The following is an 18692-nucleotide window of genomic DNA, read 5'->3' as shown; positions in this document are numbered from 1 at the left end:
TATGGGTTGCGTATATGTTAATTTTGCCCAAATCTAAAATCAATTATGCAAATAAAATATTATTCACATAACTGACTATATTCGAAGTAGTGTAAAAGTTTATTTCACGAAAAATATTATAAATGATGGTGCTTATTTTTTTCTTAGGCATTTTCTTTCTTAGAAAATAACCAATAAAGATATGAGCTGGGAGTAGTAGAAAACAGATAATACCAAGCCAAATATGTACCCAAATCATATTCTCATGCCAATCTTCTGGGCTGTAATATAATCCTATTCCTGAGAAGATTAAGATAAACATACAAGAGAGGATCATTAATCCACTTATCATATTTCTTTTTCTGTTTAATGAAAGTCGGACATGCAAAGATAATAGAGATCCGACAAATAACAGCATAAATGCAGCAGAGATACCATGCAATTTGAGTATATTTACAGTCCACTCAGTGGGCTCCTGCATTTGCCAATCTTGTATATAGGCAAAATAAAGACCAGTAATACTGAGAATTGCCCAAACGACATAAAGTCCCCAGTGAGTTCGCATAGTTTGGTTGGCTATGCGATTCTAACCAGTGAAAACTTAGAGCAAGCCTTAATTTATATTTCGAAGTATTTTTCTTTGATTATTCCTAGTTTTAAACTTTCATATTTTTATCATACCGATCAATCAATGGAGTTGATTTGTGAGCCTGTGATTCAAATAGATACTTTATCTCTAAACTTTCATCTGGAAGCAATTGCAGTCGCTTTGCTGTACGATTCATGAGTTGGTTGAGAATAGGTTGTGCCATATCATATTTTCATGTCCATCAATGAGCCGTTACATGGCTATCGCTATGCGCATCTAAGCAAAGTTAAATTTCACTTTAATACTTTGAAAAAACCGAGCCTTAGAGTGCAATTGAGTGAAAAACTGATTAAACAAAAATTACGTCTAGCTGATGAAGGTACGCGTAAAGCGATCGAACTAAAGTGTCAGGAACAAATATATGAGATTAAGAATAATATTGATCTGGTCGTTTGGCTCAAACAACTCTTTTTAAACTCTTCTGAAATTCCGAGCCTAGAAGACTGTGCAAAATTATTGAATATTTCAAGTAAAACACTGCAACGGAATTTAAAAGAGAAGGAGACCTCATATCAGGAATTAAAAAACACGGTCATTATTGATAAAGCTAAACAGATGTTGACTTCTTCTAATAAAAGTATGATTGAAATAGCAGAGGAGTTAGGTTACGCATCTGCTTCTAATTTTTCTCGCTCATTTAAGTTTTTTGTTGGTATTGCGCCAACGATTTATCAAAAAAATATCAAAATTTATAACTGAGATGTCTACTTTAATTTTTCTATAAGCTTATTTTTAAATGGTGCAACTTATATTGCACCGTTTATATATTGAAAATGTCAGAGAGAAGAATAGTCTTAACTTTTAGGCGGTATAAAAGACATTGCTCGTTCTGCTAAGGCGGTAATGGTTAAACTTGGGTTAACACCTAAATTTGCTCCTAGCATTGCACCATCAATGATGTACATATTTTTATAAGTAAATACGCGATTTTGTGCATCGATCACACCTTCTTCAGCCGAAGTTGCCATTGCACAGCCACCCATGCAATGTGCAGTAAAGGGAATATTAAAGAGTATTTCAGTTTTGGTCATCATAGGATGCCCATTAAACATTTTGGCAACTTTTTCATTAAAGGCATTTGCCTGTGGGATATAAACAGGTAAGGGCTGACCTTGTGACGACAATGTTTTGCTAAAAGGCCACCACCAGTTTCTTTTTAATTTCATTTGAATTGATGCATCAACCGTTTGCATGACTAAAAAGATAAGCGTCTGTTTTGCAAAACCAAAAGGATTATTCATTTTCAAGAAGATTAGCGGATGGCAGATCAATGCCCATAACCATAACAAAATGCGTGACAAACCTGGTTTTCCACCGACGAGGTGAGTTGTAAGCAAACCCATCCCATCCGAACCTCGTTGATAGCGAGTTGCTTCGATATGAGTATTATGATCAAGATAAATGCTTGAACCAATCGCTACACCTTGACTCATATCAATCTCTTTCTCGAAGAAACGAACGCCTAAAATAGATTCCGCATTAGTACGTACTTGTGTACCTAATTGGTTGGAAATGTTGGGTAAAGTTTTATTATCTTTTAGACGTAGCAACAATTCTTGTGTTCCAAGCGATGAAGCTGAAAAAATGACGTTTTTAACCTGCCAAATACGCTTATTTCGATGTCCCCATTGAGTTGAATGAATTGTGGTTACAGCATAACCATCACTTCCATCAACTTTATTGTTTAGAGGGCGAATATCAATGACCTTCGTTTCAGCAAAAACTTTCGCGCCTTGTTTTTCAGCAAAGTACAAATAGTTTTTATCTAGGGTATTTTTAGCATTATGTTTACAGCCCGTCATACAGCCGCCACAAGCGGTGCAGGTTGAGCGGTCTGGACCTTTTCCATCGAAATAAGGATCGGGATAGGTTTTACCGCCTTGTTCACCTTGAGGAGGGAAGAAGGTTGCAACTCGTGTTGGCTTAAAGGTATGCCCAACACCGACAGCATCTCCCATTTTCTTGAGCATATGATCAGCAGGCCCAAATATTTTATTGTCCGTTACCCCCAACATTCTTTCTGCCTCAGCAAAATATTGAGGCATATTTTCTTTTAAGTGCGGAATTTTGCCCCAACTCCCTTCACTCCATACGCTACTCGGAGGAACTAATAATGTATTGGCATAGGTGATAGAACCACCGCCAACAGCATTGCCACAGATAATTGCAACATGCCTAAAAATACGTAAATTAAAAAATCCAAAGAAATTTACAGCAGGGCGCCAGATCCATTTTGGGGTATTCCAATTGGTTTTGGGAAAATCTTTCGCTTCCCAACGTTTTCCCATTTCCATCACTGCGACGGAATATCCTTTTTCTGAAAGTCGATGTGCTGAGACACTTCCTCCAAATCCTGAACCAATAATGAGATAGTCAAAGTCATAATCGTCTTTAATCATTTGGGAAAACTCCTATATTTCAGCGATTTAAAATCTATCTGTGAGTTTGAACAATGACCATTTTTAAAGACTTTTTTGAAAAATGGAGTCGTACTAAAAGTGAGATAGATGAAGAAGCTGAAAATTTCCATTGAATGGTTTTAAAAGTTCATCGTGATTTATTATTTTGTTGTTTGCATAGCAGAAAAAGACAATCAATATTCATAAAGCGACATAAAATATTTTAGTGAAATGTAAATAGCCTAAGTAGATTTTGATAATTCTAAATAAATATTTGAAATATATTGATTATTTTTTAATTTTATATAAGTCTTAATAAAAAATACTGAGGACTATTAAATTGGCATATTTAACTAAAGCATTAATCCGACAAGATATCGCAGGGGATTTAAAGGAGGAGTGTAATGCACATTTAGATACTTTGATTGCTCTCGCAGATGCAAAGGCTGAATATTATGCAGAAAAGATAAAAATTGATTTAATGTCGGCCGGTATTGGAGGTGATAAATCGTTTCCTGTACATTGCATACAATCATTTATTTATCACTCCAAGGCTTATAAGGCTGAAGATGAAAAATCTATTCGTAATGTCGTCAAAGACTCAATTAAGCGATTTGTTCATGAAAATAAAACAGAAGTTGTAACTACCATCCTATCGGGATACGTAAAAACCTTGTTCGGCTCATCTGGTCAAGCAGAACATAAAATTCAAAGAAATTTTGTAATTTTGGAAGGTGTTTCGATTATTCGATTAGATTTCGTTGGCTGGTCTCGTGTAGTGAGCCAATCTTTAATAAAAACTAAATGCGAGAAGATTGGTACGTTTGTTCTCTATAGATCTATAGTTGATATGAGCAAAGTATCGATAAATGATTTCATTTCTGTATATCAAGAAACAATTAGGGCTGAGAATGAAGATATTAGCTATGAAGAGATAATCCAAAAATGCCAAGAGTTGTACTATGCCTTTAATTCTCCAAACAGATCAAGAGGTTTGTTGATGTCTGAGGCAGTTCCAGCAATTGATGAAAGTGAATCTTTAGAAACAACCAAAGGTTATGAAGATACTGAGGTTTTTAGGAAAAACCTGATAATACTTTAGTAAATATAGAATATTAGTATTTACTACTCAATACAGATATCTTGTGAAATAAAAGTGATATTTATCAAAAAAATACGAAATAAAAATATTGATTTTTGAGTACAAGTTAAGTAGTTTTTTTATGAAGTTAGGTAGGTTTTTCCATCACCTAACGAGGCTAACGACTGACACTCGGAAAGACGAGATGAAGCATAACGCTCACAGCAATGTGAGCGTTTTTAATGCCTTCAAAAATGTAATGTGTGTCTAGAATTTTGGTGACTATTGAAACAATCAAATTATTAAACACAAAGTCGGTCTGCTGAATTTAGCATAAGAACTCCAGAACGTATCCAAAGCTTGTAAAGTCATGGGGATACCTTCTATCGCTATCAAGAACTAGCCAGTACTGGCAATATGGATGCACTCATCAATCAAAGTCGCAGAACTCCAAATTTAAAAAACCGAGTGGATGAGCAAACTGAACAAACTGTTGTTGATTTTGCAATCTAATATCCAGCTTATGGTCAGCATAGGACCAGTAATGAGCTACGTCAGATTGGCATCTTTGTATCTGGCAGCGGTGTACGCTCTATCTGGCTTAGACACAATCTTGAGAATTTCAAAAGGCGATTAAAGGCACTTGAAATGAAAGTTGCTCAAGAAGGTATTCAGTTGAATGATCAGCAGATTTCTGCATTATAACGTAAACATGAAGATGATTTTGCTTGTGGTGAAATTGTAACGCATCATCTAGGATACCTTGGAGCGCAAGATACTTTGTATGTCGGAAATCTAAAAGGCGTTGGTCGTATTTATCAGCAAACTTTTATATACCTATAGCAAAGTGGTCATTGTAAGCTGTATACAACCAATACGCCTATTACAGCCGCAGATTTATTGAATGACCGAGTGTTGCCATTCTATGAGTCCCAAGAATTGCCAGTGCTTCGTATTCTGACTGACAGAGGTACAGAATATTGCGGTAAGGTTGAACATCATGATTATGAGCTTTATTTAGCGCTGAATGATATTGATCACACTAAAACGAAAGCAGCCTCACCACAAACAAATGGAATATGCGAGTGCTTCCATAAGACGATCTTTCAGGAGTTTTATCAGATTACTTTTCGAAAGAAACTTTATAGTTCATTAGAAGAGTTACAGCTTGATCTAGGCAGTTGGCTGAAATTCTATAATACTGAACTAATCCATCAGGGCAAGGTGTGCAATGGCAGAACACCATTTGCAACATTACTTGATGGAAAGCGTAGTTGGGCTGAAAGAATTTAGCTCAAATTTAACCTGACAGTCTTAAGCAAATATCGATAACTGTCAGATCAGGTTTGAGCTAATACATTTTATCGTTTTTAGATAACTACACCATTTTGTTCAATTTTTACGGCGGCTTTCCAACTTGGTAGAGAACTCAAATGTTCGACATAGCTTTTGATATGGGGATATCTTTCACCTTGTTTCATATGATGAATTAACCCGTGAAGTGCAAACCCCATCATAAAGTCTGCGCCAGTTAAACGATCGTCTACTAAAAATAATTTATCTTTTAAATAATCATTTAAATATCCAAAAACTTTATCAAACTCGATTTGAGTATAGTTTTCTAGAAATGCTAATTTTGTGCCGTGTTTAGTTTCTATTTGATTAAACGTTTTTAATAAAAATGGCACCATTGCTGAGCTTTCTGCGAAGTGAATCCATTGTAGGTAATCTGCATAACTAGCTGCATCTGTATCTGGTGCTAGATGTGGTGCAAGTCTTTGAATTAGTAACTCTACGATAGCCCCTGATTCTGCAATGACTTTACCTTGCCATTCAATCACGGGAGATTTCCCTAGAGGGTGAATATTTTTTAATGACTCAGGTGCCAAATGCGTTTTTTTGTCACGGTAATAGCGTTGCAATTGATACGGTTGTTTGATTTCTTCTAGTAACCACAAAATGCGGAAAGAACGTGATTGGTCTAAGTGATGTAATGTGATCATGATGATTCCTGTCTTAAAAACTTTATGGGAAATTTCCCTAAATTTTACGGTTTACAATATACACTTAAGTCAAATCATATTGCTGTTTATCTACTTATGAATAACAATCCAAATGGTATAGCAAATGTGAAAAATCAGATGTTTTCAATATTTAGAGTGATAAATCAATGTAGAAAACCGCTTTAAAGAGTGGTTTTTTATTGCTGCATTGCTCAATCTATTAATGTTAATTCAGTAAAATCAGAACGAAATCAAAGAAAAAAATATTGAGAATATTTTGCGGAAATTTTGTGAAGATTATTTTTTTGAGCATAAAAAGAGCTAAGCAACAAACTTGAAAATTCTATAAAATAATGAAAAATTTGTACTCAATTTTAAAATTGGTTCTGTATATAAATGACTGATATAGAAATAGAAACTCACCCATTACAACCATTTTTACCACATAATGCCAAACTACTGATGTTAGGGAGTTTTCCACCACCTCAGAGCCGATGGAAAATGGATTTTTACTATCCAAACTACCAAAATGATATGTGGCGTATATTTGGGCTCATTTTTTTCGAAGATAAAGATCACTTCTTAGATTTACCAAATAAGCGTTTTAAAGAACAACAAATTCGTGATTTTCTCACAAAGATTGGAATAGCAATATTTGATACGGCTTATCAAGTGAAACGACTGCAAGGCAATGCTTCTGATAAATTTTTAGAAATTGTTACGGTAACTGATTTATCACAATTGCTTGGGAAAATTCCAATGTGTCATACGATTATGACCACAGGAGATAAAGCAACTGATACTTTGATGCAGCATTTTCCTGAACAAATAAACAAACCCATGATTGGGCAATCAGTACAAGTGAATTATGCCAATCGTGAACTGAATTTGTATCGCTTGCCGTCATCTTCACGGGCCTATCCGTTGGCATTAGACAAAAAAGCGGATGCTTATCAACAATTTTTTCAAGCGATTGGGTTGGTTTAAATATATAAAAAATAGGGGAATTATATGAATGATGTATCTAGTTCAATTGATTTAAGAAACTACGAAGATGCTTTGGAATGGCAAGAGACGGCAAATGTAAAACGCCCATGGCGAAAAGATTTTTTTGATTATTATGTAGAGTTAATAAGAACTTATCATTCTGATCCATGTCACATATTGGAATTAGGTTCTGGTCCAGGTTTTCTAGCTCAACATTTGTTGTCGCAGTTAGATCATATCGAATATACGGCGTTTGATTTTTCTGAAGTCATGCATCAGCTTGCACAAAACAAGTTGAATGTATCAGAACTATCTCGAACAAAATACTTTGTTGGAAATTTTAAAGAATCTAATTGGCAAAATGCTTTAGATCGAAAATATGATTTTATTATCATCCATCAAGCACTGCATGAACTTCGACACAAACAATATGCAGCTAATTTTCATAAGATCGTCAGAACTTTGTTGAATCCTGATGGCATCTATTTAGTTTGTGATCATTTGTGCGCGCCCCATGTAATGCAAAATGATCAACTCTATATGAATAAACAAGAGCACTTGGATGCGCTTAGCCAAGCATCTTTTCAAGAGATCAAGATGCCATTGGAAATAGAAGGGTTATGTTTATTCGAAATGAGTTTGAGTTAAATTAAATGCTCCATCATTTTTGGATATCTAATCCAGCGGAATTCATTGATTTTGATGTCACGAACATGTGTAAATTCAGACCAGATAAGTTGACTTCCTTTTGTCCATTGTAATGGTTGAATACGGCGAGCTATAGCGAATCGTTCTTCTCTATTTGCTGGGCGTAAGTCTCCGATCTCTACATATAAGCGTACACCAGGATAATCTGTGAAACTGCCTTGAATGAGTGAGCTTAACCAAAACCACTTACTGCTATTGATTGCTTGAATACATGCTTTTGAGTTTTGACCTAAATTAGTACTTAATTTTTCTGTGAAAGTATCAAAAAAATAACCTGTTTGATCTTTATTTAAAAAAACTGTGCCGATAGGTGTAATTGAAGGTTGACCAAATTGATCGACTGTTGCAATCGAGGAATGTAGGGAAGCCTTTTGTGCTGCTTTGAAGACTTGTTAGATGTTTTTCCAGTTTTTTTCTGAAATCATCGCTTTATCCTTGTTATTGTTTATTCATATAATAATTAGCATATATAGACTTAAAGAAAATAGTCTTTAGTTGAGAATAAATTGTCAATTTAGTCAATCAGAATAGATCGATCAGTATCTTACATCATCCACTCAATTGGAAAATAGGAAACAAACTTGGTACTAAATCTTTGAAAATTTGTACTTTCAGGATCATGGTAATGTTTTACGATTTCGCCATTTTGTTTATGTTCATACCAAACGATATTGCCATTTGAGTCAAGTTTAAGTTGATAAGCAACTTGAAGTAAGTGTTGATCAAGTAATGCCGTAATTTGATTTTGTAGCTGATCGGATTCAACCACTAAACCGACTTCGGTGTTTAAATAAGCTGATCTTGGGTCAAAATTAAATGAACCAATAAAAACCTTACCATCTACATCAAAAAATTTAGCATGCAAACTCGAACGATTTTTACATTTTACAGAAATCACACTACCAGTTGCAATTTCGTACCATGTTCGCTTTGTTCGTTCAATATTGGGTTTAAATTCGTAAAGTTGAACTCCATTTTGCAAGAGTGGCTTACGATATTTACTATAAAACGAATGAACGACAGCAACATCATTTGCAACTAAACTATTGGTTAGTACACGAACTTTAATCCCATTGTTCGAAAGTTGGCTTAAATATTCTGTTCCACGTTGTGTTGGAACAAAATAAGCAGAAACCAGTTCCATATGTTGTTCAGGTTTACCTAAGATTTTGAGCATTTGATACGAAATCAGTTCTTGATCTTTTGCCTGACCTAAGATTTTATTGGGATGATCGGCAACGAAATGTGCCTTTGCCCATTGAATAGGATAATGCTGAAGACGTTCTTTTAAAAAGTCTTGTGCAGATTCAAGTTTATTTTCTGTCCAAGTATTGGTCTGATCAAGTTGTTCAAATTTTTGTCTAAGTTGCTCAAGCTGTTGAGGTTGCCCAGTACCGATCAATTGTGTCGTTGAATAACTTAAATCATTATCCCAAAACGCTTTAAAGCTTTGTTCTGCATGATAAACTGCGCTGCCATAGAATAAAATATCCATATCACTAAATTGAAAATAGTTACTGGCTTCAAAATACTCACTACTAATATTGCGTCCACCTGTAATGGCAATTGCATCATCGGCGATCAGCAGTTTATTGTGCATACGATGATTAATTTTGTTTAATCGGAATAGATAATCTATGACTCTAAGATGTCTAAATTTATAGGGATTGAAAATCCTAATTTCAAAGTTTGGATGCTGTGAGAGTGCCATCAAAGTTTTATCAAGTTTTATGCCATTCTGATCATCAATTAATAGCCGAATTTTTACACCTCTATCAGCTGCATCTAATAGTTCATGCAGCATAAGATTGCCAATCGCATCATCTTTCCAAATATAATATTGTAAATCAACCTGATATTTTGCATTTCGAATCAAGTGAATACGAGATGCAATACTGAGGAATGCATCATCTAATGCTAAAAAAGCAGTCAAACCTTGTTTAATATTAAGATCAGCTTGGGGATCATTCATCCACTTTGTTTTTATTGGCAAAGGCTCACTCCGATCATGGTTTTGATTAGGCGGCAAAGCACAGGCACTTAAACTCAATACCATAACAATCGATATAGTTTTAAGGTGATATAGATTCTTTATCATTTTTATCGTGAAATGTTGTCTACTTATGTAAAGATAGCATTACATCTACTTGAAGATGTTGAATATCAGCATAAAATCAGTTAACTGTTACACAAACATAAAACATGACTATAAGGATGAAGGTATGAAATCTCGTGCAGCCGTTGCTTTTGCCGCAGGTGAACCATTACAGATTGTAGAGCTTGATGTTGAAGCACCTAAAGCAGGTGAGGTACTGATTAAAATTACCCATACAGGTGTGTGCCATACCGATGCATTTACTTTATCTGGTGATGATCCTGAAGGTGTTTTCCCCGCAGTTTTAGGTCATGAAGGGGCTGGTATTGTTGTTCAAGTTGGTGAGGGCGTGACGAGTGTTGCCGTGGGTGATCATGTCATTCCACTCTATACCGCAGAGTGTAAAGAATGTTTATTTTGTAAATCAGGTAAAACCAATTTGTGTGTTGCAGTTCGTGCAACTCAAGGTAAAGGTGTGATGCCTGATGGTACAACGCGTTTCTCTTATAATGGTCAACCAGTTTATCACTATATGGGCTGTTCAACCTTTAGTGAATATACCGTTGTTGCTGAAGTATCTTTAGCAAAAATCAATCCTGAAGCAAATCCTGAACAAGTCTGTTTGCTAGGTTGTGGTGTAACGACTGGTATTGGTGCAGTACATAACACGGCGAAAGTTCAAGCGGGTGATAGTGTTGCGGTATTTGGTTTGGGTGGTATTGGTCTTGCTGTGGTACAAGGCGCACGTCAAGCCAAAGCTGGACGTATTATTGTCGTTGATACCAATCCTGAAAAATTTGAATTGGCCAAACAATTTGGTGCAACTGACTTTTTAAATCCAAAAGATTATGAGCAGCCAATTCAGCAAGTGATTGTCGAAATGACAGGTTGGGGCGTTGATCATTCCTTTGAATGTATTGGAAATACCAATGTCATGCGCTCAGCATTGGAATGCGCACATCGTGGTTGGGGACAATCAGTGATTATTGGTGTAGCAGGTGCAGGGCAAGAAATTTCAACTCGCCCATTCCAATTAGTAACAGGTCGTAAATGGATGGGAACAGCTTTTGGTGGGGTAAAAGGGCGTACTCAATTACCTAAAATGGTTGAAGATGCAATGAAAGGTGAAATTCAACTTGCGCCATTTGTGACTCATACCATGTCGCTTGAAGAAATTAATGATGCTTTTGATCTAATGCACGAAGGTAAGTCGATTCGTACAGTGATTCATTTTTAATTGTGAATGTTTCGATTTGATGATGTGTAGCGCATCATCAAATCTTTGAGTATAAGTTGATGTCCAAACCACGTTTAAAATTACATGTCCGAATCTTAGCTGAGGAGCAAATTGCTTTTGGTCCAGGTAAAGCTGAATTACTCGAAGCAATTCAACGTACAGGCTCAATTTCTCAAGCCGCAAAATCTATGAATATGAGTTATCGTCGAGCTTGGCAACTTGTAGATACCATGAATCAATGTTTTCATTCACATCTTGTTGAAACACAAACTGGTGGTACGCACGGTGGCGGTGCATTAGTAACAGAGCTAGGGCAAGTGGTATTAAAAAAATATAGAGCAATGGAGCAACAAGCTACTCAAACTTTAGCCTCAGAGTTTGAGGAGTTATCCAACTATCTAAAAATAAAACAATAAACTATAAGAATAATTGATTAAATCTGAATTTGAGCAACTTTTGATAAACAAAAATGCTCTTTGCTAAGTTTTGGAGCATTTGCATTAAAACAAAGCCTTTTAAGCACCAAGATTAAAGTTAGTAAAAACAATATATCTATAAAATAATATAAACACCTGATTTAAATATATAAAATAAATTGGCATGGATTCTGCATTTTAAAAATTCAAACTTGTATACAAGATGGGATTCATAAAATGCATGAAGTAAAAACTTTAGGTTGGACAATTTCAGAGTGGCAAACGGCTTATTCAAAAAATGAGATTCAACTTGATACTTTAAAAGATTTAGTTGCATCAATTAATCCTCAAGACAATGCATGGATTTCAATTGCGACGGTAGAACAGATTGAACAGCAAATTCAAGTTCTCGATGAGTTAAGTAAAGAAGCTGAAAGTTTAGAAAAAAAATTTCCACTCTACGGTGTTCCATTTGCAGTAAAAGATAATATTGATGTTGCAGGGTTTGTAACTACCGCAGCTTGTAAAGCTTTAACTACTGTTGCAGCACAAGATGCTGAAACAGTGTGTTTGTTAAAACAAGCGGGTGCTATCGTAATTGGTAAAACCAACCTTGATCAGTTTGCAACAGGTTTAGTGGGAACTCGCTCTCCATATGGTGCTGTTGCAAATACTTTTAATTCTGAATATATCAGCGGTGGATCAAGTTCCGGTTCAACAAGCGTGGTTGCGCGTGGATTTGTCCCATTTGCATTAGGTACAGACACCGCAGGTTCAGGACGTGTGCCCGCAGCGTTTAACAATATTGTGGGGCTAAAACCAACCAAAGGGCGGTTTTCAAATCGTGGTTTATTGCCTGCATGTAAAACTCTAGATTGTATTTCGATCTTTGCTTTAACCGTTGCAGATGCAGACTTGGTTGCAAATATTTTAGAAGCATATGATCCGTTGGATAGTTATTCACGTAAGCACCCAAAGAATGTGCCAGCACATTTCTCTAGCAAATTAAAATTTGCCATTCCAGAAAAACTAAATTTCTTTGGTGATCAACAGGCTGAAAAAGCATTTCAGCAAACAGTTCAATTACTTGAGTCATTAAACGCTGAAATTACTAAAATTGATTTCGCAGATTTCGAGCAACTGGCAGCGCAACTTTATCAAGGTTCATGGGTGGCAGAACGTACCGCAGCCATTGAAGATTTACTCAACAGCAATACTGATGACTTTGATCCAACGGTATTAGAAATTATTAAAAACGGCGAAAAATATTCAGCGGTGGATGCTTACAATGCAGAATATTTAAAACAAGATTTAGCTCGAAAAATCCAACAAAGATTGGCTGATTTTGATGCCTTAATTGTTCCAACCGCACCCACAATTTATACCACTGAGCAGCTTGAACAAAATCCGATTGAATATAATGCTCGTTTGGGAACATATACCAATTTTACTAATTTAGCCGATCTGAGTGCTTTGGCATTGCCAGCAGGATTTAGAGCAGATCATTTACCATTTGGTATCACTTTAATTGCGCCAGCTTGGCACGATGCAGCATTAGTTCATTTTGGTAAGGCTTGGCAAAACTATCTTGCACTGAAATTAGGGGCATTGGATAAAACGCTACCTTTAAATTCTGCTACACCTATTTCGCAACATCATATTCGCGTTGCAGTCGTCGGTGCTCATTTGACAGGTATGCCGCTGAATTTTCAGCTCACCACACGTGATGCCGTGCATATCGAAACCACAACGACCTCTAAAAACTACGCACTGTATGCATTGAACGGTACTGTTCCACCAAAACCGGGATTAGCACGTCAGCAAGACGGACAAAACATTATTGTTGAACTTTGGGATGTCCCAACTGCTCGATTTGGTGAATTTGTGGCTGAAATTCCGACACCTTTAGGCATGGGTAATGTCGAGTTAGAAGATGGGCGCTGGGTGAAAGGTTTTATCTGTGAGCCTTATGGCATAGATGATGCAGAGAATATTAGTCATTTTGGTGGATGGAGAGCCTATATCCAGCATCGTAACAGTCAAGCAGCAAACACAGCGAATTAATTAGGGGAAATCATCATGTTTAAAACTGTACTTATTGCAAACCGTGGTGAAATTGCTGTTCGAGCGATTCGCACACTTAAAAAATTAGGTGTAACCAGTGTTGCTGTGTATTCGGATAGTGATCGTTATGCGCAACATGTTGAAGATGCTGATATTGCAATTGCATTAGATGGTTTAAAACCAGCCGATACATATTTGAGTATCGAAAAATTAATTCAGGCAGCTAAACAAACTGGTGCTGAGGCAATCTTTCCTGGTTATGGCTTTCTTTCTGAAAGTGCTGATTTTTCCCGTGCCTGTGAGGAAAATAACATTGCCTTTATGGGGCCAACGGCCGAGCAAATTTTAGAGTTTGGTTTAAAACATCGTGCTCGTGAATTGGCTGCTGATGCTAATGTGCCGATGACTCCGGGAACAGGATTGTTGGATAGTTTAGAAGATGCACTGACTGCCGCAGATCGTATTGGCTATCCAATTATGCTGAAAAGCACCGCTGGTGGTGGTGGTATTGGTTTGACCCGTTGTGATACGCCACAAGCCTTAACCGATGCATATGAAAGTGTAAAACGTTTGGGCGAACAATTCTTTAAGGATGCAGGCGTATTTATTGAATGCTTTATTGATAAAGCACGTCATGTTGAGGTACAAATTTTTGGTGATGGAAAAGGGCAAGTCGTTGCCTTTGGTGAGCGTGATTGTTCTTTGCAACGTCGTAACCAAAAAGTAGTAGAGGAAACGCCTGCCGCAAATTTACCTGAAGCGACACGTAAAAAACTGCATCAGGCAGCGGTAGAACTGGGGAAATCCGTTAATTATCGTAGTGCGGGAACGGTTGAGTTTATTTACGATGCCAATCGAGATGAGTTTTATTTTCTAGAAGTGAATACACGCTTACAAGTTGAGCATCCAGTCACTGAGATGGTTACAGGTTTAGACTTAATTGAATGTATGCTCAAAGTGGCTGCTGGTGATGAACTTGATTGGGCATATCTCAGCAATATTCAGCCTAAAGGTGCAGCGATTGAAGTCCGAGTTTATGCCGAAGACCCTGTGAAAAATTTCCAACCAAGTCCCGGTGTGTTGACTGAAGTCACCTTTCCAGAGGGAACACGTGTTGATACTTGGGTTAAAACAGGCACAGAGATTTCTCAATACTTCGACCCAATGATTGCCAAGATTATTGTACATGCTGATGATCGTGCTAGTGCTATCGAAAAATTAAAGAATGTGTTGGCTGAAACTCGCTTAAATGGCATCAGCACAAACTTGGATTACGCACGTGCGATTGTTTCAGATCAGCGCTTTGAGTCTATGCAAATTTGGACAAGAATGTTAGATGATTTCAATTACACTCCAAACGTGATTGAAGTGGTTCAAGCAGGGACGTTGAGTTCAATTCAAGATTATCCGGGTCGTACAGGTTACTGGGATATTGGTGTACCGCCATCAGGTCCAATGGATGATTATGCATTTCAGCTCGCCAATCGTATTGTTGGAAATGATGCTAAAGCAGCAGGTTTCGAGTTTACCTTGGTTGGACCAACATTAAAGTTTCATACAGATACGATTATTGCTTTGGCGGGTGCAAGCTGTACTGCGTTGTTAGATGAGCAGGAAATTGATTTTTGGAAACCTGTTGAAGTTAAGGCAGGACAAATTCTAAAAATCGGTCAAGTTGAATCAGGTTGTCGTACATATTTAGCAGTACGAAATGGTTTGGATGTTCCAGTATATTTGGGCAGTCGCTCTACCTTTGCGCTTGGTAATTTTGGTGGTCATGCAGGTCGCACCTTACGTGTCGGCGACATGATTAAAATGGTTGATCCAGCATTTGCGAGTGCAGAACTGCCACTTGCTCATGATATGCCTCAAGCATTGTCGACTGACTTGATTCCGGAATACACCAATGAATGGGAAATTGCGGTGTTATATGGTCCGCATGGCGCACCAGATTTCTTTAAACCTGAATATGTAGATGAGTTTTTTGTATCAGAGTGGACGGTGCACTTTAACTCAAATCGTTTAGGTGTACGTTTATCAGGACCAACGCCAAGCTGGGCTAGAGAAAATGGCGGTGAAGCAGGTTTACACCCATCCAATGTCCATGACTGTGAATATGCGATCGGTGCAATTAACTTCACAGGCGATTTCCCTGTAATTTTGGCAAAAGATGGTCCAAGCTTAGGCGGTTTCGTTTGTCCTGTGACGATTGCCAAAGCAGAACTTTGGAAAGTAGGACAGCTAAAAGCTGATGATAAAATTCGCTTTTATCCAATTACGGTTGAACAAGCCAATGAACTTGAACGTCAGCAAATTGAAAATATCCAAAACTTTGCAGAAGCAAGCAAAGTTGTAGAAACGATTGAGCCAGTTCAAGAGGTTGTCAGTACGATTTTGGCACAACGTGAACCAACCGAATTGTCACCAAAAACAGTGTATCGCCAAGCAGGTGATAGTTATATTCTCTTAGAGTATGGCGAAAATGTTTTAGATTTAGCTTTACGTTTACGTGTGCATCAATTGATTCAAATGATTCGTGATGCAAAAATTGCAGGCGTATTGGAACTGTCGCCGGGTGTTCGTTCACTACAGATTAAATACGATGGCTTAGTGATTCCACAATCACAATTGATTACTCGATTACTTCATCTTGAAGAAGAGATGGGTGATCTCAGCCAATTAAAAATCCCATCTCGGATCGTACATTTGCCGATGGCATTTGAAGATAGTGCAACTTTAGGAGCTGTAGAACGCTATCAAGAAAGTGTTTGCTCTAAAGCACCGTGGTTGCCAAACAACGTTGATTTTATCCAACGTATTAATGGTTTAGCAGATCGAAATGAAGTTAAAGATATTATTTTTGATGCGAACTATTTAATTCTTGGCTTGGGTGATGTGTATTTAACGGCACCTTGTGCTGTGCCAATCGATCCACGCCATCGTTTACTCAGTTCTAAATATAATCCAGCACGTACCTTTACCGCAGAGGGAACAGTTGGTATTGGTGGTATGTACATGTGTATCTACGGCATGGATTCACCGGGCGGCTATCAATTGATAGGACGTACTTTACCAATTTGGAACAAGTTTAAGAAAAACAAACAATTTGGCGATAAACAATGGTTCTTACAATTCTTTGATCAGATCAAATATTTTGAAGTGACAGAAGAAGAACTGAATCAATGGCGTGCTGACTTTGAAAATGGTCGTGCTGAGATCAAGATTGAAGAAACAGAATTCGATTATGCGGATTATATAAAATTTTTAGATGATGAAGCTGAGAGTATTGCCGAGTTTAAAGCTAAGCAACAACAAGCATTTACGACTGAAGTTGATCTTTGGAAAGAGGAGTTCGCGGCTCAACCTGAAGAACAGATTCAAGAAAATAACTACTCTGATTACAGTCATTTAGCATCGTTAAATGCATCAATGACAGGTAATATCTGGAAAATTTTTGTTGAACATGGTCAAGAGGTTAAAAAAGGTGAAACTGTTGCTATTATTGAAGCAATGAAAATGGAACTTCCTGTTTATGCAGAAGAAGATGGCATTGTAAAAGCCATTATTTGTCGAGCAGGGCAAACTGTACATAGTGGTGAACCACTGGTTTATATGGAATAAGGCAAGGTTGCATGAAAGAAATCAAAATAAAAACAACAAAAAGCTCAGACAATTTGTCTGAGCTGGTTTACCAACGCATCAAGAATGATATCTTTGATTTCAAACTGATGCCAGGTGAACGTTTCACTGAATCTGAAGTTGCAAAAGCTTATGATGTAAGTCGCACCCCAATCCGACAAGCGCTGTATCGTTTGCAACAAGAGGGTTATGTTGATGTGAGTTTTCGTAGCGGTTGGCAAATCCGACCGCTTAATTTTCGTTATTATGAAGAACTTTATGATGTGAGGATCGTATTAGAAAAAGATTCGATTCGTAAACTTTGTCAGATGGATCATCAAAACTCGGTTGAATTATCTGTTTTAAAAGATTTATGGTTGATTGAACCTCATCAATACCTAAAAGACATTAAACAACTGTCACAACAAGATGAAGATTTCCATTGCGCATTGGTTCGTGCCTCTGGAAATAATGAAATGGCGAGAATTCATCGTGATTTGAGTGAGCGAATCCGTATTATTCGTCGTTTAGACTTCTCAAAAGATTATCGCGTTGAGGCGACTTATCAGGAGCATCAAAAAATACTGGGTTATATTTTTAATCGTAAAGTAGATGAGGCTATTCAGGCGATTGAAGCACATATCATGCAAAGTCGTGATGAAGTAAAAAAAATTACTTTACAGATGTTAGATTCGAGTCAATTCTACTGAGTGAAAAATTAGTTCAATGCTTCAATTGTTATTGTACTTGGAATGAGCATCGCTTCATTGCCTACAGCATTCAAGAGGGAAGTCTCTTTATTAGGCATAGGGTTTTTAAACTTATTGAGTTAAGTTGTTGTACAGATCATAAAAACTAAATTATAGGTAGTAATGTATTGTTAAGTAATAAGTTTTTTTTAATAGGATTTGGTGGTTTTTATGCAGTAGCAATAACCCTTATTGCACTTTTTTTCTCAAAAAAAGTTTTCCGTTTTTTAAATAAATTTAACAATGAAGATAATGGGGAATATACTATAAAAATAATAGCTTTATTTTTTTCAACATTTATATGGATATTTTTTATAGCTATATTTTGGAGTATTTCATGGAGGTTTCCTATTGATAATAATCTATGGAATTATTTTTCAAGTTCGCATTTAATTGGAATGTGGTTGACATTAATTTTTTATTTAAAAAAATAGTGGATGGATTTGAATTTTTCAACAATACAAGTGTATTGGCATAATCCAAGTTTATAATTCTAATGTATTTTATTATGATTAAAGCAACTCAGTAACTTTTATTCCTCTTAATGAGTATAGGAAGGGATAACGATTAAAAAAAGGTTTTTTTAGAATTTGCTCTTATACATCTATGAGTAATCTATCCAAGCTGGACATAATAAAAAACTCTTTTTTCTATGCCTAATCCTGCATAAAACTAACATCTTTCCTGAATTTTCTATTTAATAATAA

Annotated in this window: 14 protein-coding genes and 2 pseudogenes; 11 read left to right on the top strand and 5 right to left on the bottom strand. The window is 36.6% G+C overall.

Annotated elements, in window-relative coordinates; translation table 11 throughout:
- Nucleotides 1–43 precede the first annotated feature (43 nt).
- The gene (locus O1450_RS08170; protein WP_269228041.1) at nt 44–544 is read right to left on the bottom strand and encodes a hypothetical protein; all 501 of its coding nucleotides are present in this window, start codon (nt 542–544) and stop codon (nt 44–46) included.
- On the opposite strand from O1450_RS08170, the gene O1450_RS08165 reads away from it, so the two are divergent.
- Both O1450_RS08165 and O1450_RS08160 read left to right on the top strand, forming a co-directional pair.
- Entirely contained in the window at nt 533–766 is a 234-nt protein-coding gene (locus O1450_RS08165; protein WP_269228040.1) for a hypothetical protein, read from the top strand. The two genes, O1450_RS08170 and O1450_RS08165, sit on opposite strands and share 12 nt — an antisense overlap.
- Before the next feature lie 36 nt (nt 767–802).
- Nucleotides 803–1327: a helix-turn-helix domain-containing protein gene (locus O1450_RS08160; protein ID WP_269228039.1), complete on the top strand. Its 525-nt coding sequence runs from the start codon at nt 803–805 to the stop codon at nt 1325–1327.
- A 95-nt stretch (nt 1328–1422) separates the two neighbouring features.
- On the opposite strand, the gene O1450_RS08155 is transcribed toward O1450_RS08160, so the two are convergent.
- On the bottom strand, nt 1423–3027 hold the full coding sequence (locus O1450_RS08155; RefSeq protein WP_269228038.1) for a GMC oxidoreductase: 1605 nt from the start codon (nt 3025–3027) through the stop codon (nt 1423–1425).
- Between the two features lie 340 nt (nt 3028–3367).
- On the opposite strand from O1450_RS08155, the gene O1450_RS08150 reads away from it, so the two are divergent.
- Nucleotides 3368–4129 carry a hypothetical protein gene (locus O1450_RS08150; protein WP_269228037.1) on the top strand — a complete coding sequence of 254 codons (762 nt, stop codon included), beginning with the start codon at nt 3368–3370 and terminating at the stop codon, nt 4127–4129.
- Between the two features lie 277 nt (nt 4130–4406).
- A pseudogene (locus O1450_RS08145) lies at nt 4407–5412 on the top strand (IS481 family transposase).
- A 66-nt stretch (nt 5413–5478) separates the two neighbouring features.
- Here O1450_RS08145 and O1450_RS08140 read toward each other — a convergent pair.
- On the bottom strand, nt 5479–6111 hold the full coding sequence (locus O1450_RS08140; protein ID WP_269228036.1) for a glutathione S-transferase family protein: 633 nt from the start codon (nt 6109–6111) through the stop codon (nt 5479–5481).
- A gap of 396 nt (nt 6112–6507) precedes the next feature.
- On the opposite strand from O1450_RS08140, the gene O1450_RS08135 reads away from it, so the two are divergent.
- Nucleotides 6508–7098: a uracil-DNA glycosylase family protein gene (locus O1450_RS08135; RefSeq protein WP_269228035.1), complete on the top strand. Its 591-nt coding sequence runs from the start codon at nt 6508–6510 to the stop codon at nt 7096–7098.
- A 24-nt stretch (nt 7099–7122) separates the two neighbouring features.
- Nucleotides 7123–7746: a class I SAM-dependent methyltransferase gene (locus tag O1450_RS08130; protein ID WP_269228034.1), complete on the top strand. Its 624-nt coding sequence runs from the start codon at nt 7123–7125 to the stop codon at nt 7744–7746.
- On the opposite strand, the pseudogene O1450_RS08125 reads toward O1450_RS08130, so the two are convergent.
- Together O1450_RS08125 and O1450_RS08120 are read right to left on the bottom strand one after the other, a co-directional pair.
- Nucleotides 7743–8231: pseudogene (locus O1450_RS08125) on the bottom strand (pyridoxamine 5'-phosphate oxidase family protein). The gene O1450_RS08130 and the pseudogene O1450_RS08125 overlap by 4 nt on opposite strands.
- A 119-nt stretch (nt 8232–8350) precedes the next feature.
- Nucleotides 8351–9862, bottom strand: a complete 1512-nt coding sequence (locus O1450_RS08120) for a phospholipase D family protein (RefSeq protein ID WP_269228033.1) — start codon at nt 9860–9862, stop codon at nt 8351–8353.
- 166 nt (nt 9863–10028) lie between these two features.
- Between O1450_RS08120 and O1450_RS08115 the strand changes: the two genes are divergently transcribed.
- From O1450_RS08115 to O1450_RS08095, 5 genes are all read left to right on the top strand, one after another.
- Nucleotides 10029–11138, top strand: coding sequence for an S-(hydroxymethyl)glutathione dehydrogenase/class III alcohol dehydrogenase (locus tag O1450_RS08115; protein WP_269228032.1), 1110 nt, complete (start codon nt 10029–10031; stop codon nt 11136–11138).
- Nucleotides 11139–11197: 59 nt separating this feature from the next.
- Nucleotides 11198–11554, top strand: coding sequence for a winged helix-turn-helix domain-containing protein (locus O1450_RS08110; RefSeq protein WP_269228031.1), 357 nt, complete (start codon nt 11198–11200; stop codon nt 11552–11554).
- Nucleotides 11555–11791: 237 nt separating this feature from the next.
- Entirely contained in the window at nt 11792–13618 is a 1827-nt protein-coding gene (gene atzF, locus O1450_RS08105) for an allophanate hydrolase (protein ID WP_269228030.1), read from the top strand.
- 15 nt (nt 13619–13633) lie between these two features.
- The gene (uca, locus tag O1450_RS08100; RefSeq protein ID WP_269228029.1) at nt 13634–17239 is read left to right on the top strand and encodes an urea carboxylase; all 3606 of its coding nucleotides are present in this window, start codon (nt 13634–13636) and stop codon (nt 17237–17239) included.
- A gap of 11 nt (nt 17240–17250) precedes the next feature.
- Nucleotides 17251–17946 carry a GntR family transcriptional regulator gene (locus O1450_RS08095; RefSeq protein ID WP_269228028.1) on the top strand — a complete coding sequence of 232 codons (696 nt, stop codon included), beginning with the start codon at nt 17251–17253 and terminating at the stop codon, nt 17944–17946.
- Nucleotides 17947–18692: the final 746 nt, after the last annotated feature.

Source organism: Acinetobacter sp. TR11 (assembly GCF_027105035.1).
Classification (GTDB): domain Bacteria; phylum Pseudomonadota; class Gammaproteobacteria; order Pseudomonadales; family Moraxellaceae; genus Acinetobacter.
This window is presented reverse-complemented; position numbering and strand designations above follow the sequence as displayed.

Excerpts from the sequence above, each read along its gene's own strand:
- O1450_RS08170 (WP_269228041.1), bottom strand. The coding sequence starts at position 544 with ATGCGAACTCACTGGGGACTTTATGTCGTTTGGGCAATTCTCAGTATT.
- O1450_RS08160 (WP_269228039.1), top strand. The coding sequence starts at position 803 with ATGTCCATCAATGAGCCGTTACATGGCTATCGCTATGCGCATCTAAGC.
- O1450_RS08155 (WP_269228038.1), bottom strand. The coding sequence starts at position 3,027 with ATGATTAAAGACGATTATGACTTTGACTATCTCATTATTGGTTCAGGA.
- O1450_RS08140 (WP_269228036.1), bottom strand. The coding sequence starts at position 6,111 with ATGATCACATTACATCACTTAGACCAATCACGTTCTTTCCGCATTTTG.
- O1450_RS08135 (WP_269228035.1), top strand. The coding sequence starts at position 6,508 with ATGACTGATATAGAAATAGAAACTCACCCATTACAACCATTTTTACCA.
- O1450_RS08130 (WP_269228034.1), top strand. The coding sequence starts at position 7,123 with ATGAATGATGTATCTAGTTCAATTGATTTAAGAAACTACGAAGATGCT.
- O1450_RS08120 (WP_269228033.1), bottom strand. The coding sequence starts at position 9,862 with ATGGTATTGAGTTTAAGTGCCTGTGCTTTGCCGCCTAATCAAAACCAT.
- O1450_RS08115 (WP_269228032.1), top strand. The coding sequence starts at position 10,029 with ATGAAATCTCGTGCAGCCGTTGCTTTTGCCGCAGGTGAACCATTACAG.
- O1450_RS08110 (WP_269228031.1), top strand. The coding sequence starts at position 11,198 with ATGTCCAAACCACGTTTAAAATTACATGTCCGAATCTTAGCTGAGGAG.
- atzF (WP_269228030.1), top strand. The coding sequence starts at position 11,792 with ATGCATGAAGTAAAAACTTTAGGTTGGACAATTTCAGAGTGGCAAACG.
- uca (WP_269228029.1), top strand. The coding sequence starts at position 13,634 with ATGTTTAAAACTGTACTTATTGCAAACCGTGGTGAAATTGCTGTTCGA.
- O1450_RS08095 (WP_269228028.1), top strand. The coding sequence starts at position 17,251 with ATGAAAGAAATCAAAATAAAAACAACAAAAAGCTCAGACAATTTGTCT.